Origin of the sequence: Pandoraea anapnoica, assembly GCF_902459765.1 — a bacterium.
Classification (GTDB): domain Bacteria; phylum Pseudomonadota; class Gammaproteobacteria; order Burkholderiales; family Burkholderiaceae; genus Pandoraea; species Pandoraea anapnoica.
Genome location: NZ_CABPSP010000007.1, coordinates 147,868 through 162,384, shown reverse-complemented (window position 1 = coordinate 162,384; position 14,517 = coordinate 147,868). Strand labels below are relative to the sequence as shown.

13 protein-coding genes and 1 other RNA gene are annotated in these 14,517 nt (G+C 61.5%); 3 read left to right on the top strand and 11 right to left on the bottom strand.

Annotated elements, in window-relative coordinates:
• Nucleotide 1: 1 nt before the first annotated feature.
• The 10 genes from PAN31117_RS13375 to ffs form a co-directional block, all read right to left on the bottom strand.
• Entirely contained in the window at nucleotides 2-712 is a 711-nt protein-coding gene (locus tag PAN31117_RS13375; RefSeq protein WP_370855755.1) for a C39 family peptidase, read from the bottom strand.
• Between the two features lie 54 nt (nucleotides 713-766).
• Nucleotides 767-2,146, bottom strand: a complete 1,380-nt coding sequence (locus tag PAN31117_RS13370; RefSeq protein WP_150738612.1) for a FapB/FapC family functional amyloid domain-containing protein — start codon at nucleotides 2,144-2,146, stop codon at nucleotides 767-769.
• Between the two features lie 30 nt (nucleotides 2,147-2,176).
• Nucleotides 2,177-2,818, bottom strand: a complete 642-nt coding sequence (locus PAN31117_RS13365) for a FapB/FapC family functional amyloid domain-containing protein (protein WP_150738611.1) — start codon at nucleotides 2,816-2,818, stop codon at nucleotides 2,177-2,179.
• Nucleotides 2,815-3,321, bottom strand: a complete 507-nt coding sequence (locus PAN31117_RS13360) for a FapA family amyloid fibril periplasmic chaperone (RefSeq protein ID WP_150738610.1) — start codon at nucleotides 3,319-3,321, stop codon at nucleotides 2,815-2,817. Before PAN31117_RS13360 ends, PAN31117_RS13365 begins: the two co-directional genes overlap by 4 nt.
• Before the next feature lie 5 nt (nucleotides 3,322-3,326).
• A complete protein-coding gene (locus tag PAN31117_RS13355) occupies nucleotides 3,327-3,875 on the bottom strand; it encodes a hypothetical protein (protein ID WP_150738609.1) in 549 nt (182 codons plus the stop codon).
• Between the two features lie 696 nt (nucleotides 3,876-4,571).
• Entirely contained in the window at nucleotides 4,572-5,930 is a 1,359-nt protein-coding gene (locus PAN31117_RS13350; protein WP_150738608.1) for a sigma-54 dependent transcriptional regulator, read from the bottom strand.
• Between the two features lie 250 nt (nucleotides 5,931-6,180).
• On the bottom strand, nucleotides 6,181-6,783 hold the full coding sequence (gene recR / locus PAN31117_RS13345) for a recombination mediator RecR (RefSeq protein WP_150738607.1): 603 nt from the start codon (nucleotides 6,781-6,783) through the stop codon (nucleotides 6,181-6,183).
• A 34-nt stretch (nucleotides 6,784-6,817) separates the two neighbouring features.
• Nucleotides 6,818-7,144: a YbaB/EbfC family nucleoid-associated protein gene (locus PAN31117_RS13340; protein ID WP_150738606.1), complete on the bottom strand. Its 327-nt coding sequence runs from the start codon at nucleotides 7,142-7,144 to the stop codon at nucleotides 6,818-6,820.
• 147 nt (nucleotides 7,145-7,291) lie between these two features.
• Nucleotides 7,292-9,229, bottom strand: coding sequence for a DNA polymerase III subunit gamma/tau (gene dnaX / locus PAN31117_RS13335; RefSeq protein WP_150738605.1), 1,938 nt, complete (start codon nucleotides 9,227-9,229; stop codon nucleotides 7,292-7,294).
• Between the two features lie 298 nt (nucleotides 9,230-9,527).
• Nucleotides 9,528-9,626, bottom strand: an RNA gene (gene ffs / locus PAN31117_RS13330) — signal recognition particle sRNA small type.
• A 302-nt stretch (nucleotides 9,627-9,928) separates the two neighbouring features.
• Between ffs and trxA the strand changes: the two genes are divergently transcribed.
• The 3 genes from trxA (at nucleotide 9,929) to PAN31117_RS13315 (ending at nucleotide 12,975) form a co-directional block, all read left to right on the top strand.
• Entirely contained in the window at nucleotides 9,929-10,255 is a 327-nt protein-coding gene (trxA, locus tag PAN31117_RS13325) for a thioredoxin TrxA (RefSeq protein WP_039399110.1), read from the top strand.
• 187 nt (nucleotides 10,256-10,442) lie between these two features.
• Nucleotides 10,443-11,705, top strand: a complete 1,263-nt coding sequence (gene rho, locus PAN31117_RS13320; RefSeq protein WP_039399112.1) for a transcription termination factor Rho — start codon at nucleotides 10,443-10,445, stop codon at nucleotides 11,703-11,705.
• A 238-nt stretch (nucleotides 11,706-11,943) separates the two neighbouring features.
• Nucleotides 11,944-12,975, top strand: coding sequence for a tetratricopeptide repeat protein (locus PAN31117_RS13315; RefSeq protein WP_174990946.1), 1,032 nt, complete (start codon nucleotides 11,944-11,946; stop codon nucleotides 12,973-12,975).
• Between the two features lie 139 nt (nucleotides 12,976-13,114).
• Here PAN31117_RS13315 and PAN31117_RS13310 read toward each other — a convergent pair whose 3' ends face one another.
• Nucleotides 13,115-14,170, bottom strand: a complete 1,056-nt coding sequence (locus PAN31117_RS13310; RefSeq protein WP_150738603.1) for an extracellular solute-binding protein — start codon at nucleotides 14,168-14,170, stop codon at nucleotides 13,115-13,117.
• Nucleotides 14,171-14,517 lie beyond the last annotated feature (347 nt).

The window sequence follows — 14,517 nt, the reverse complement described above, 5'->3', positions numbered from 1 at the left end:
CTCAAAACAGGTCCGCCCGGATGATGCCGAAGTCCACCATCGGGGTCGGTGACGTCCCGGTCGCCAGCGCTCCATCGCGCAACTTGGCAGCCAGGGATTCGTTTCCTTTGAGCAGCGGTGAGTCCTCCAGGAACGGCTTGCCGATGACCGCCAGCACCAAGCCATTCCACTGCTTGGCAAAATCGGCTTGCTCGATAATTCGATTGCCCAGCGCCGGGTCGGACACGAAGACACGTCCGTCCTTCGCTGCCTTGACGACCACAAAGTGCTGATAGCCGTTGACGTCGATGAGCGCGATGACCGGGATCTTCAGGTCGTAAAGCGCACTCACGTCGACTTTGAATCCGCGCCCCTCGAGTCCGAGCGTCTCCACGAATTTCTTCATGTCGAGCATCGAAAACCCGTTCTTGATGACGGTGTCCGGGTTGGAGAACGCCATCATTCGCTGAATCATTTCGGTCTCGGGAATGTTGATCCCGTAGCCATAACGCAGCAGCGTTGCCAGTGCTGCGGAACCACAACTGAAGTCGTATTCCTGCTGGACCAGATTCACGTAGTGCATCGATTTGAACGAGCGCATCTTCTTGACCGCCGGTACACCAGTCGAAGATTCCAGGTTCACCGATGCATACTGCGCGTGCCCGGCCACGCTTGCGCACGCCAGAGCGCAAACAGTAGCGATCCTCACAACGGCACGACGCGCATCATTCATGACACACCTCATGAAAAAACCGGTCCGGGAAAACTCCCGGACCGGTTAGCTACATCACTTGATTGCCGAGATGGCGAGGTTGTTGGCCTGAACGTTGCCGATACCGGCTGCCACGTTCACACCCACGTTGCCGCTAGCCCAGGCGAGTGCGCCGGTGCCAAGTGCTGCGTTGGCCACGAAGTCACCCGAGGCCTTCATGCTGGCCGTCTGGTCGGTTTGCGCCGTCGAGTTAGCTGCACCGCCCTTGTACCAGCCGGTCGCGCCTTGCGAGACTGCTGCTGCCAGGCTGTTGCCCTGCACGTTGCCGATACCCGAGGCCACGTTCACACCGACGTTACCCGTCGCACCTGCAAGGGCGTTGTCACCCACGCTGGCGTTGACCATGAACTGCGACAGGCTGGCCGAACCCTTCGACGACTGGTTCGCAAACACCTGAGCCGAGGCATACACCGGCTGTGCGTTGAGCGAAGCGATCGCGACGTTGTTGGCCTGTGCGTTATCTGCACCGGCCGCCACGTTCACACCGACGTTGCCGTTGGCGTTAGCCAATGCACCGTTGCCGAGCGTTGCGCCCATCGTCTGATACGTAGCCGTGTTGAAGTGCACCGTGATGGCGCCCTTCTGCCATGCAGTCGACTTCGTGTACGTATCGGAGAAGCCCCACAGTGCGCCTGCGGCAATCGACTCGCTCGAGACCGACGCCTGACCTTCGTTGAACAGGCCATGGAACGCTGCGTCGAAGCTCTTCTGCGTGTTCAGGAAGCCACCGGCGAGGAACCCTGCGGCCGATTGCGACTGCTGACCGTAGGCGTAGCCACCCCATGCAGAACCCTGACCGGCGCCAGCGTTGCCGACGATGTATCCGCCATACAGTGCCAGGCCACCCGGCAGCGGAATGATGCCGCCACCGATAATGCCACCAGCCGCTGCGATGTTCGAATACTGATAGCCGCCACCGGCGATGAAGCCGCCCGAGCCGGAGCTGGACTGACCTGCCACATACCCGGCACCGGCCTGGAAGGACTGGCTGGTGTTCAGGTGACCGTTGGCTTCTGCATTGACCCACGACGTCGTGTTGTTATACGACGTGGTGGTCGCGCCGCCGATCAGGTAAGCGCCGCCCGTGTTCGAAACCGTGGTGGTCTTCGAATCGACACCCGTCGTCACATGCCCCGTGACATAAGTGCCCATCAGCGGTCCCTTAAGGTTCACGCCGTGTACATCGACGCTCTGGTTGCTTTGCACGACGGCGTTGCCGGTGTTGTCCACCGTGACGCAGCCGCGAATGCCGACCAGACCGAAAATGCCGACCAGGTTCAGAACGTTGGTCTCGTTGCCGATGAACGAGAAGCTATATTGCTGGTGATTGGGGGAAGCCATAGCGGTTCCCGTTGCTACCAGCAGTGCAGCCGCTGCAATTGCTTTCGTTTTCATGACCATCTCCTTGACGAGAGAGTTACCCAGTTAAAAAGATGTGCCCGCCGGGGGACGGAGCACAAAAACATTTGCGGTTACATTGCCTATCCCAGCCGACTGGTTCACTTGCAACACACCGCTCACCCCGCGGAAGGCATCACCGGAAATCGACGCCGTGCGGAACTGATCGTTGAGGTTGTTGTGGCCAGTCGGGCCACCCTTGGAGATCGCAGCGGATAGTGCCGTATCCGATACGCTCGCCACTCCAGACGCATCGCCAGTCACAATGACGGTCGCGTTGCGTTGAAGATTGCCGGCACCGCTCGCCTGGTTGACTTGCGTCACCCCCGAGGTGCCTGAAAATGCATTGCCCTGAATTGCGGCGCTTGCCGCACCCGTCGTCGTCGTGACGAGTGCCTGCTGATTCGTGCTCGATGTGCCGGCCGTAAGGCCCCCGCCGTTGGAAATTACGGTGCTGTTGGCCTGTGCGTTATTCACGCCCGCAGCCTGATTCACACCGAGCGCGCCGGTCACACCGACCGCAGCGCCGTTCTCGATGGTGGCGTGCGTGCCGGTCAGCTCACCGTTCGTGATCCAGATGTCCTGTGCGTGCGACACGCCGCTGATGACGGTCAAAGCGGTCGAAGCGGCCAGCGCGATGGCGCGCAGAGAATTGCGTTGTGCGCTCATTTCGCCGCTCCTGCTGCACCGATCGACGTGAGCGGTGCAAGCGCCGAACTGATCACCGACGGGACGAGCGTACCGATGCCGCCGATACCGCCGCCACCGCCTGCACCCGCCCCGAAGCCGCCGCCGACACCGTTGGACGTGTTCAGCGCGTTGCCGCCGCGGGCGTTGCCGACAAGCACGCCCATCACCGGATTGATGCCCGACTGCACGGAACTGGTGATAAGACCGGCATTACCGCGTCCCGTCAGTTCGCTGTCAGTCACCTGATTGACCGCGCCCATCGCCGTATTGAACGGTCCGGTCGGGAAAGCCGGAACGGCGATGCCGATCGGGTTCTCCACACGCGGCAGGCCGCGATAGGCGATTTCCGGGCCGATGTTGCGCTCGATCACCAGATCGCCCGGCGTCGCCGGTTCGGCCTTGGCGTGGCCGGGAAGCACCGCCGGTGTGAGCGCCACGAGCAACGTGGCGAACACAGCAGGCGAGAATGAAAGTTGGGTCATGTCGATCACCGCGTGGTGTAGGTCACACGCGTCACCTGGACATTGCCCACGCCGTTCGACAGTTGCTGCGGACGCGGCGTCGGCGTCACACCGCCGGGCAGTTCGTCCCACAACGTCACACCATTGGCGAGTGCCATGCCGGGCGACTTGACCATCGCGGCGCCCTGCAAATTGCGGCCGCGCTGGCTTCCCAGTTGTTCGTCGTCGATACGGGCGGCGGCGAGCGGCATATTCGACGCGCCGATGGTCTGACTGTCGTCGTTGCCGGCCACTGCGGGGACTTGCTCCGGCGCCACAGAGGTGGCGTCGGCGACTGGCGCCGCGATGGCGGCATCCGCATCGGAAATCGGGGCGGCGGGCATCGACGGCGTCGTGAACGATGCCGGCACCATCGAGCCGGTAAGCATTGCCAGCTGCATGAGCGGCGAGCGCGAGATGTTGTCCTGCGCTTGCGCCGGTGCAGCACACAGTCCGAGCGCCACAACGATGGCAGCACTCAGTGCGCCTGCGCCGTGTCGTACGCGGTACTGCATTTCGGTGGTGAGAATTCGCATCGCTGTGTCCTCCTTGCCCGGACCAATAAAGCGACTTCCGTGCCACCCTACTTAAGTACTTGAAAACATTGACGTTAAATTTTCGGCCCTGCTGGCACGCCAGGACGAGTGGCCGAAAACGTTTCAGCATTGATACGTGAGGGGGGCCAGACGGCGTTTGTCACGTCATCGACGCACATCTCAAACATTCCGAACTACGAACGATATCGGCGCGAGCAGCGACGCATGCCGCAAACGCCCTGTTTGCAAGGGTCTCGCGTGACAAATTTGCGGCAGATTGTGGGGGCCGAAACGAAACGACACAGGTCCGTCACAGTCGCCCGATTTTTTCGACGGCGCGCTTTTCACCCCGGATGTTTCATCTTTGATGTGTGTTCGGGACAACCCTCGCACGCGATATTTCGAAACTTGAGGCAACGCAAAGCGTATGAAATGGCGGCGTTGAAAGACATCATGGGAATGCCCGGAATCGCCCGTCGTTATTGGCGATGGCAGCAGTCGCAAAATGCGACGACGGCGCAAAACGGGTGGGGGAAATGCGTTTGACGCGCGATGTTTTCACGCCTTTCGGACGCATCGGTCGATGCATCGCCCAGTACATTGCACAGCGCATCGACTGCGTAATATTCAGGATCCCAAAAAGAAACGACCGCCCTGCTCATCGCAGGACGGTCGCCCTCTCTTCGCCAGAAGATATCAGGCCGGCACGCCCGATTCGTCGCCGCGCAATCCGTACCGGCACATGAGGCGGTACAGCGTAATGCGCGAGATTCCCAACTCTGCAGCCACATCCGTCAGACGGTGACAGTGGCGCAGCAACGCTTGCTCGATGGCCGTTCGTTCGGCCTCCGCGCGAATTTCCTCAAGCGTGCGCACCAGCGTCGGCACCCACGGCAGAAGGTCGAGATCCTTGGCCGAAATCATACGGCTATCGGCCATCACGATCGCCCGGCGTACGCGGTTGATCAACTCGCGCACGTTGCCCGGCCAATGATATTCGTACATCGCCTGCACCGCGCACTGCGTGAAGCCGCGGATCTTGCGATGGTTGTCGCCTTTGAAACGCTGGAGCACGTGATGGGCAAGAATTTCGATGTCCTGCCCGCGCGCGCGCAGCGGCGGTTCGTCCACGCGCAGCACGCACAGACGATGGAACAGATCCATCCGGAAACGCCCTTCTTTCACGGCCGTCTCCAGATCGACGTGTGTCGCCGAAATGATGCGCACATTGACCGGAATGACTTCGTGGCCGCCCAGACGCTCGATCGCGCCCTGTTGCAGGAAGCGCAGCAGACTCGCCTGACTCTCGATGGGCAGATCGCCGATTTCGTCGAGGAACAGCGTGCCGCCGTTGGCGGACTCGACGCGACCGACTTTACGTGCGTTCGCGCCGGTAAAGGCCCCACGCTCGTATCCAAATAGTTCGGACTGCATCAGATGTGGCGGAATCGCACCACAGTTGATGGCCACGAACGGTCCCTTCGCGCTCAGCGAGCGTTCGTGGATCGCCACCGCGCTCAGTTCCTTGCCCGTGCCCGACTCGCCCGAGATGAAGACCGGGGCATCGGTATTGGCCACCTTGCGGATGGTGCGAAAGAGTTGCTGCATCGCTTCACACGTGCCGACCATTTCCTGATCGCCGCCGACTTGCGGCGTGATGATCGGCACTTCACAGAGCGATGCCATACCCCATGCATGCCCGATCGAATGCGCGAGTTGATCGTTCGTGCAGGGCACGTTGACGTAGTCGAAACAATAGTCGCGAATGAGGCGACGGATCGACGTCGTCGAGAGTTGTTCAGGATTTGTCGCGGCAACCCAGCCGACCGTTGCCGGTTGCATGCAGGACTCGAACGCGCCCATCTCGCGGTCGCTATAACCGCTCGCCAGGTCGATGAGTGCTGCGCTGGTGACCCCCGGATTGAGAATGCGACCGACGTCGCTGGCGCTCTTGGCCGGCACGACTTGCCAGCCTTGCTCTCCCAAAAACGACAGCAATCCGTCGTTGTGCTTTCGGGAAGCGTAAATCAGGGTGCGCCCGGTATCGTTAGCCATACCTTAACTCCCTGCCTAAGCAGTGCCTGCGCACAGTTATTAGGTCTCAGACCGGGATATGCGCGACAGGTTAAACGGCCCCACGCCGCCCGGGAGTTATGGTATTCCCCGTATTGTTGGGTCCCCAAGTCGGCAGGTTCAGTCTAGAGGACGGGGGTATGACCAGATATAGCGAATAACAGCTAATCCGATTGGATGAGAGTACGAGTACTTACGCGCAAAAGCGGACAGCGTCACGTCCGCGTCATGCTCAGAGCGTATGTCTGTCGAGGACTGCACGGGCGATCGTGCCGGCGTCCACATACTCCAGTTCGCCTCCCACCGGCACGCCTCGCGCGAGCCGGCTGACGCGCAAACCGCGCGCCTTGAGCGTCTGTCCGATGTAATGAGCGGTGGCTTCACCTTCGTTGGTGAAGTTGGTGGCGAGCACCACTTCTTTAACCAGGCCATCGGTGGCGCGGCGAATTAGTTGCTCGAAATGGATCTCGCCCGGCCCCACGCCGTCGAGCGGCGAGAGATGGCCCATCAGGACGAAATACAACCCCTTGAAGGTCATTGTCTGCTCAAGCATGTTCTGATCGGCGGGCGTTTCCACCACGCACAACAAGCTTGTGTCGCGCTCGGGATCGAGGCACGTCTCGCAGATTTCCACTTCGGTAAAGGTATTGCAGCGCGCGCAATGGCGGATCTGCTCGGAGGCATGCACCAGCGCCTCGCCCAGCCGCACCGCGCCTTTGCGGTCGCGTTGCAACAGATGGTAGGCGATACGTTGGGCGGACTTCGGGCCGACGCCCGGCAACGCGCGCAAGGCGTCGACGAGTTCCTGAAGGCTCGAGAGCTGGAGCTGGGGCATGCGTCGTCTTTCTATGGAAGCTGACCGGTCAGGCTCAGAACGGCATCTTGAAGCCCGGCGGCAGCGGCAGACCGGCGGTCAGGCCGCCCATCTTTTCCTCAGCCGTTGCTTTAGCCTTGCGAGTGGCGTCGTTGATCGCCGCAGTCACGAGATCTTCCAGCATGTCCTTGTCGTCGGCCAGCAGGCTCGGATCAATGGTCACGCGACGCGCTTCGTTCGCACAGGTCATCACGATCTTCACCAGACCCGCGCCCGACTGACCCTCAACTTCGATCTGAGCCAGCTGTTCTTGCGCCTTCTTCATGTTTTCCTGCATTTGCTGAGCCTGTTTCATCAGACCCGCGATGTTTCCTTTCAGCATCTTGACTCCTAGTAAATCGTGTGGGGTGCCTGTTGGGTGCTTTCACGCAGCGCGTTCATGGTCTGTCAGGTCGACAGGAAGACACCAAACGTGCGTTTAGGGATAAGGATTCGAAAATCCGTCGTCCATTTACGAAAGCGAACTTGCTTATTGTACCGGGCGAATGCTTCCCGGAAGGATCTGGGCGTCGAATTCCTCGATCAGCTCACGCATGAGCGGATCGTCGGCAATCGCCTGTTCGGCCGCCCGTTGCCGCGCCGCAGCGGCTTCCGCTGCCAGCGAAGCAGCGGTAGTGCCGACCTGCCCCAGTTCGACGTGCAGTTGCACGTCGGCGCCGAAGTGCTCCGCGAGCACCTGACGCAGCTTGTCGGTGGTCGCCGCATCCGCCAGTTGGCGCAGCGGTACGCGCAAGTGCAAGGCGCGCCCCGCCACTTCCGTCAGTTCGCTCTGGAAGGCCAATTGCTGTGCGAGACCCCGCGCCGGGATTTCTGCGGCCAGTGCCGGCCATTCACCCGTAAAGACCGGGGCGACTCCGTCGGCTTCGCGATAGACGCAGGCGCGCGGTGCTGCCGCCGGGGTGGGTGCTGCGGCTGACGCCCCAGCAGATGCCGCAGGCTCGGGCTCCGGATCGGCACCGGCCGGTGCTTCGTCCGACGCGCGTGCCGTGCCAGCGCGATTGGCGTTGGTGCTGCCACCGGCGCGCCCTGCAGTGCCCTTGCGTCCCGCGTTCAACGCGGCAAGCGCGGCACGTGCAGGCGACATCGGTGCACCGTCGGTCGGCGCGCTGCTGCGTGCGGCCGGTGCGCGGCGCGCTTCCGGCTGTGCTGCCGGTGCCGCCGACGTGGCTGCAGGTGCGGACGGCGCGGTCGATGCACGCGGCGTCGGCTCGCCTCCCATCGCGGTGCGCGACGGTGCAGGCACGGCCGACGCGGTGGCAGGCATCGCTCGCGCAGCGCCTGCGACCTGCGGCGTCGGCGGCTCGGCGAGCGTGCCGCCCGCGAGCAGTGGCGTGAACGCCGCCATGCGCAACAGCGCCATCGAGAAACCGGTGTATTCGTCGGGCGCGAGACCGAGTTCGCCGCGCGCACGCGTGGCGATCTGGTAATAGAGCTGAACCGCTTCGGGCGACAGCGCTTCGGCCAGACGTCGCACGTCTGCCGCCTCGGGCCAGTCGTCGGACACGGCCTGCGGCGCATATTGCGCGAGTGCGATCTTGTGGAGCAGGCTGCCGAGATCCTGCAGCCCTGATGCGAACGAGAAGCTGCGCTCGGCCATTTCGTCCGCGATCGCGAGCAGATCGGTACGCGACTCGTCTTTGAGCGCGTCGAGCAAACGCACCAGCACGCTCTGATCGATTGCGCCGAGCATGCCGCGCACGGCCGTCTCGGTGAGCGGTCCGGCAGCGTACGCGATGGCCTGATCGGTGAGCGATAGCGCATCGCGCATGCTGCCCCCCGCCGCCTTGGCGAGCAGACGCAATGCTTGCGGTTCGTTCTCGATCCCTTCTTCGCCGAGGATGTTCGTCAAGTGCGACACGATATGCCCTGCCGGCATCTGCTTCAGATTGAATTGCAGACAGCGGGAAAGCACGGTGACCGGAATCTTCTGCGGATCGGTCGTCGCAAGAATGAATTTGACGTGCGCAGGCGGCTCTTCGAGCGTCTTGAGCATCGCGTTGAAGGCGTGCCCGGTGAGCATGTGCACCTCGTCGATCATGTAGACCTTGAAGCGCGCGTCCGCCGGTGCGTAGACCGCCTTTTCGAGCAGCGACGTCATTTCGTCGACGCCACGGTTCGAGGCCGCGTCCATTTCGACGTAGTCGACGAAGCGCCCTTCGTCGATGGCCTTGCACGCCTTACAGACGCCGCAAGGTTCCGCCGTAATCCCCGTCTCGCAATTGAGCGCCTTGGCCAGAATGCGCGAAAGCGTCGTCTTGCCGACGCCGCGCGTGCCGGTAAACAGATAGGCGTGATGCAGGCGCTGTTGCTCGAGCGCGTGCGTCAACGCACGCACGACATGCTCCTGGCCCACCAGGGTCGAGAAGCCTTTGGGGCGCCATTTGCGCGCGAGTACTTGATAGGTCATGCCAAATTGTAACAGTTCGGCGTTGGGCTTCCGCACCGATGTCAACGCCCGATCGGACGCGATTTTCCTGCCAGATTCGGCAGGCTATCGGGGCGATAGAAAAAAATGTTGGGCGATTCTACCAAGCCCGTCGAGACCACGCGAGACGCGGGACAAGACGAACGCCGTCATCACAAGCAAGGGCAACTCAGACGACGAACGCATCCTGCCCATCGACAATGAGGGCAACGCGATGAGGCTTCATGGGGAATTTGGAGTGCGCAGAACGCGCAAGGAACATCGATAAAACAAGGAAGTAGGTGACGAGCCTGACCCTCGGCACTGGTAGAAAACGGCTGTGGCTGCTTCGTTCCCGACCTGACCAGATTGGCCGCGCCACCATGCGAGGAGGCCCGTCAGGAACAGATTCTACCAGAGTCGACGCGTCAACAGAAGCCCAACGCGCAAGAAAGTGGGACGGAAGCCGCTCGCGGGCGCGTCGACGCGCGTGGGAGCAGCGCGCGCAAGGCTCGGCAATTTCCGCTAAGATGAGCACAAACTGCATTGGCGAACGCTATTGAAGCCCGCGATTGCAGCCTCCATATGGAGAATGCACGCCCGCGAAAGCTGGGTGACATCTCCAGCGTCGGTGAAAACAAACGGCGTATGGCGCCATTTTCATCGGACGTTTCCGAATAGTCAGACGAGGCAACAATACTCATGAGCGAAACTATCAAGCACATCACCGACGCCAGCTTCGACGCGGACGTTTTGAAATCCGACAAGCCGGTGCTGCTCGACTTCTGGGCAGAATGGTGCGGCCCCTGCAAGATGATCGCCCCGATCCTCGACGAAGTGTCGAAGGAATACGGCGACAAGGTGCAGATCGCCAAGATCAACGTGGACGAGCACCAGGGCGTGCCGGCCAAGTTCGGCATTCGCGGCATCCCGACGCTGATTCTGTTCAAGAACGGCGCTGTCGCTGCCCAGAAGGTCGGTGCCCTGTCGAAGTCGCAGCTGACCTCGTTCCTCGACGGCAATCTGTAAATCGTCGACGGCAAGTGCCGGGGCCTTTGTCGCCACAGTGCGACATCCCGGCACCAGCCAAGCGGCACAGTGCTTGCACCTGACGCTGCTTGCTATATAATCCGCCCAAAAGCATCTCAAAGTTCTTCGAGCGTTCGCTCACTTTTCCCTGATCATCCACTTGTCGTCCAACGGACGGCACCTCCGTATGCATTTATCCGAACTAAAGTCCCAGCACGTCTCCGAGCTGCTAGAAATGGCGAACGGTCTCGAAATCGAGAACGCCAACCGCCTTCGCAAGCAGGAGCTGATGTTCGCCATTCTTAAGAAGCGCGCAAAGTCCGGCGAAACCATCTTTGGCGACGGTACGCTCGAGGTGCTGCCGGACGGCTTCGGTTTCCTGCGCTCGCCCGAGACGTCGTATCTGGCCAGCACGGACGATATCTATATCAGCCCGTCGCAGATCCGTCGCTTCAACCTGCATACCGGCGACACGATCGAAGGGGAAGTGCGTACGCCAAAAGACGGCGAGCGTTATTTCGCGCTGGTGAAGGTCGACAAAGTCAACGGTCACCCGCCCGAGGCCTCGAAACATAAGATCATGTTCGAGAACCTCACGCCGCTGCACCCGAACAAGCCGCTGCTGCTTGAGCGCGACATTCGCGGCGAAGAGAACGTCACGGGCCGCATCATCGACATGATCGCCCCGATCGGCAAGGGCCAGCGTGGTCTGCTGGTCGCTTCGCCGAAGTCCGGTAAGACCGTGATGCTCCAGCACATCGCTCACGCGATCACGGCCAACCATCCGGAAGCCAAGCTATTCGTGCTGCTCATCGACGAGCGCCCGGAAGAAGTGACGGAAATGCAGCGCTCGGTGCGCGGCGAGGTGATCGCGTCGACGTTCGACGAACCGGCCACGCGCCACGTTCAGGTGGCGGAAATGGTCATCGAGAAGGCCAAGCGCCTGATCGAAATGAAAGAAGACGTGGTGATTCTGCTGGATTCGATCACGCGTCTGGCCCGTGCCTACAACACCGTGATCCCGGCATCGGGCAAGGTGCTGACCGGCGGTGTGGATGCCAACGCCCTGCAACGCCCGAAGCGCTTCTTCGGTGCGGCGCGTAACGTCGAAGAAGGTGGCTCGCTCACGATCATCGCCACGGCGCTGATCGAGACCGGCAGCCGCATGGACGACGTGATCTACGAAGAATTCAAGGGCACCGGCAACATGGAAGTGCACCTTGAGCGTCGTCTGGCGGAAAAGCGTGTCTATCCGTCGATCAACCTGAACAAGTCGGGTACGCGTCGTGAAGAGTTGCTGATCAAGCCGGAAATCCTGCAAAAGATCTGGGTGCTGCGCAAGCTCATCTACGATATGGACGAAGCCGAAGCGATGGAATTCCTGCTTGGCAAGATCAAGCAGACGAAGAACAACGCCGAGTTCTTCGACCTGATGCGCCGCGGCGGCTGATCGTTACGATCCCACTCCCGCGCATCACGAAAAAAGCCGCGACACCCCGTCGCGGCTTTTTCATTGCACCGCTACGGCGCGTGCCTCCCCTGCCCCGCACACCCCACCGTGCTGCCCACGCATTGCCTCGCGCTGCGACGATGCTGGCTGTCACGATGCCTGTTATATGATGGGACGATACCGCGCGCCTGCCGCCGGTACGCCTTCCCCCAAAGCGGTTCCCGAAGGAGAAATTGCAATGTCCGAGAAAGACGAATTGATGGCGGAAGCCTTCGCCCACCTGGAAGCCGGTGATCCCGAAACGGCCCTGGAGATCGGCAAACGGCTTGAGTCGATGCAGTACTCGGGCGCCTATGAGGTGCAGGCGATGGCCTACGCCGACATGGACGAAATGGAACAGGCGGTGACCGTACTCGAAGCCGGTGTCGCCCATGCGCCCGGCGTCTGGCTGCTCTGGCAGTTGCTCGGCAACTATCGCTCCGATCTCGGACGCTTCCCCGCCGCCATCGAAGCCTACGAGGCCGCAGGCAATTGCGCGCCGGACGAAGACCTCGTCATCGTCGACTTCAATCACGCCAATGCCCTCACGCGCCAGGGTGATTTCGCGGCCGCACAAACGCGCCTCGACCGCACGCTCGAAAGCCCGCATCTCGCCCAAACCGGACGCGCCTTCATCGAGAACGCCATCGCACTTCGCATGCACCTGTTCAACGTACAGGGCGAGCCGAAGGCGGCCATCGCCACTTACGAAGCGCTGCGCACACAGGAGCACGACGAAGAAGGCAGCAACGTCTCGATGGCCGACGTGCTGGCCGAGCTCTCGCACGCTTACAAGCAGTCCGGCGACCACGACAAGGCGCTCGCGACCGCACTGGAAGCCGTGCAACTCTATAAGTGGAGCGACGCCGCCCTGTGGGCTCTGCGCGCCGCCCGCGACGAACAGTCGGACACCGCCCGCGCGATGCATCTGATCGTGGAAGGTCAATGGTACGAGCCGCTGGAAGACGAAGATCCGGATGGCCCCGCCCCTGAGTTCGTGACCACCTACGACGTCGTGGCGGATGACGAAGCCGAAGCGCTGCGTCTGATCACCGAATGCGAGCCACCGCAGGTACGCGAGTCGCTTCGCATTGCCGAGACGCACCCCATCGAGACCGATAACGACGAAGATGCCGAAGCCGCCTCGTCGACGGCCTACAAGGGCGTCTACGCCACCGGCGATTACCACATGTATCAGCCGGGCGAAGAAGGTGACTTGCTGGAAGAGTGAGGCAGCATGACGTCGTCGCGCATCGCACGATCGACATCATGAGCGAGCAACGCCGCAAACGAAAACGGGCGCCGGAATCTCTCCGGCGCCCGTTTTCTTCAGGACGTCATCACTTCACGACGCCCTTCCCATCACTTCATCACTTATAGCCCGCACGATCCAGAATGCGTTGTGCTTCCGGCAGATTCTTGGCGATCGTGCCGATGGGCACGTCTTCCGCCTTGAACTCGCCGAGGGCGGCGAGCGCCGCGTTGTCGACCTTCGTCGTCGGCACGGCCGGCCACTCGTTGTTGCCATTGGAGAAGTATTGCTGCGCTTCGTCGCTCGCCAGATATTCGAGGAACTTGACCGCATTCGCATGATTCGGCGCGTGCTTGGCAACGCCCGCCCCCGCGACGTTCACGTGCGTGCCCTTGCCTGCCTGATCCGGCCAGATGAAACCGACCTTCGACATGAGCGCCTTGTCTTCCGGCTTGTCCGAGCGCGCCATGCGCACGTAGTAGTAGGAGTTGGCGAGCGCTACGCCGCACTCGCCCGTCGCCACTGCCTTGATCTGATCGGTGTCGCCACCGCGCGGCGCGCGAGCGAAGTTCGCCACCATGCCTTCCGCCCACTTCTGTGTGGCCTGAGCGCCTTCACGTGCAACCAGCGCGCCTACCAGCGAGAGCATGTACGGGTGCGATCCCGAGCGCGTGCAAACCTGCCCCTTATGCGACGGATCGGCCAGCGATGCGTACGTCTGCACCGTCTTCGGATCGACCTTGTCCTTGTTGTAGACGATCACGCGCGCACGCGTGGAGAAGCCGTACCAATCCGTGCCCGCCTTCGAACTCGCGGCATGCAGCTTGGCCGGAATACGCGCGTCGAGCGTGGCCGACTTGGTCGGCTGGAACAGACCGGCTTCGTCCGCCTTCGCCAGACGTGCCGCGTCGACCATGAGAATGACGTCCGCCGGGCTCTTCGCCCCTTCACTCTTCAGACGCTCCAGCAGCGCCGCGTCGTCCGCCTCGATGCGATTGATCTTGATGCCGGTCTGCTTGGTGAACGCGCCATAAAGCTGCTCGTCGGTCTGGTAGTGACGCGCCGAGTAAAGATTCAGCACCCCTTGGGTGTCCGCTTGCGCGCCGAATGCCGCGGCCATTGCGGTGCCGAGCACCGTCAATCGCGCCAGTTTGCCGATCGTCTTCGCCTTCATGGGATATTCCCCTCGCAGTCATGGTTTTACAGAGAGGAACAGGATAATGAAAAATCATCATTAACACAAATGATTCCCATTCTCATAAATTCACATATTCACTATCGAGGACGGAAAATCACGGGAGGGAGGAAAGATGCCGAACGGCGAAGAGACGAGAAACGATGTCACCGGCATTAAGTTCGGCGTGGCCGACGCACCAGCGAGGACGTGACCGGACGGGACTTGACCGGCCACGCGGGTAACGGCAGATAAGACGGGGCACTTCGCCAAAGGTTCCGCGTCAGGTCACCTTCCATTGATGACACCCTCGAAAAGTGAACTGATGAGTGCCCTCGACGCTCCAA

Coding starts and splice junctions, on each gene's coding strand:
- PAN31117_RS13340 (WP_150738606.1), bottom strand. CDS start 7,144: ATGCTGAAAGGAAACATCGCGGGTCTGATGAAACAGGCTCAGCAAATG.
- PAN31117_RS13310 (WP_150738603.1), bottom strand. CDS start 14,170: ATGAAGGCGAAGACGATCGGCAAACTGGCGCGATTGACGGTGCTCGGC.
- PAN31117_RS13375 (WP_370855755.1), bottom strand. CDS start 712: ATGAATGATGCGCGTCGTGCCGTTGTGAGGATCGCTACTGTTTGCGCT.
- dnaX (WP_150738605.1), bottom strand. CDS start 9,229: ATGACCTATCAAGTACTCGCGCGCAAATGGCGCCCCAAAGGCTTCTCG.
- PAN31117_RS13360 (WP_150738610.1), bottom strand. CDS start 3,321: ATGACCCAACTTTCATTCTCGCCTGCTGTGTTCGCCACGTTGCTCGTG.
- recR (WP_150738607.1), bottom strand. CDS start 6,783: ATGCCCCAGCTCCAGCTCTCGAGCCTTCAGGAACTCGTCGACGCCTTG.
- rho (WP_039399112.1), top strand. CDS start 10,443: ATGCATTTATCCGAACTAAAGTCCCAGCACGTCTCCGAGCTGCTAGAA.
- PAN31117_RS13350 (WP_150738608.1), bottom strand. CDS start 5,930: ATGGCTAACGATACCGGGCGCACCCTGATTTACGCTTCCCGAAAGCAC.
- PAN31117_RS13315 (WP_174990946.1), top strand. CDS start 11,944: ATGTCCGAGAAAGACGAATTGATGGCGGAAGCCTTCGCCCACCTGGAA.
- PAN31117_RS13355 (WP_150738609.1), bottom strand. CDS start 3,875: ATGCGAATTCTCACCACCGAAATGCAGTACCGCGTACGACACGGCGCA.
- trxA (WP_039399110.1), top strand. CDS start 9,929: ATGAGCGAAACTATCAAGCACATCACCGACGCCAGCTTCGACGCGGAC.
- PAN31117_RS13365 (WP_150738611.1), bottom strand. CDS start 2,818: ATGAGCGCACAACGCAATTCTCTGCGCGCCATCGCGCTGGCCGCTTCG.
- PAN31117_RS13370 (WP_150738612.1), bottom strand. CDS start 2,146: ATGAAAACGAAAGCAATTGCAGCGGCTGCACTGCTGGTAGCAACGGGA.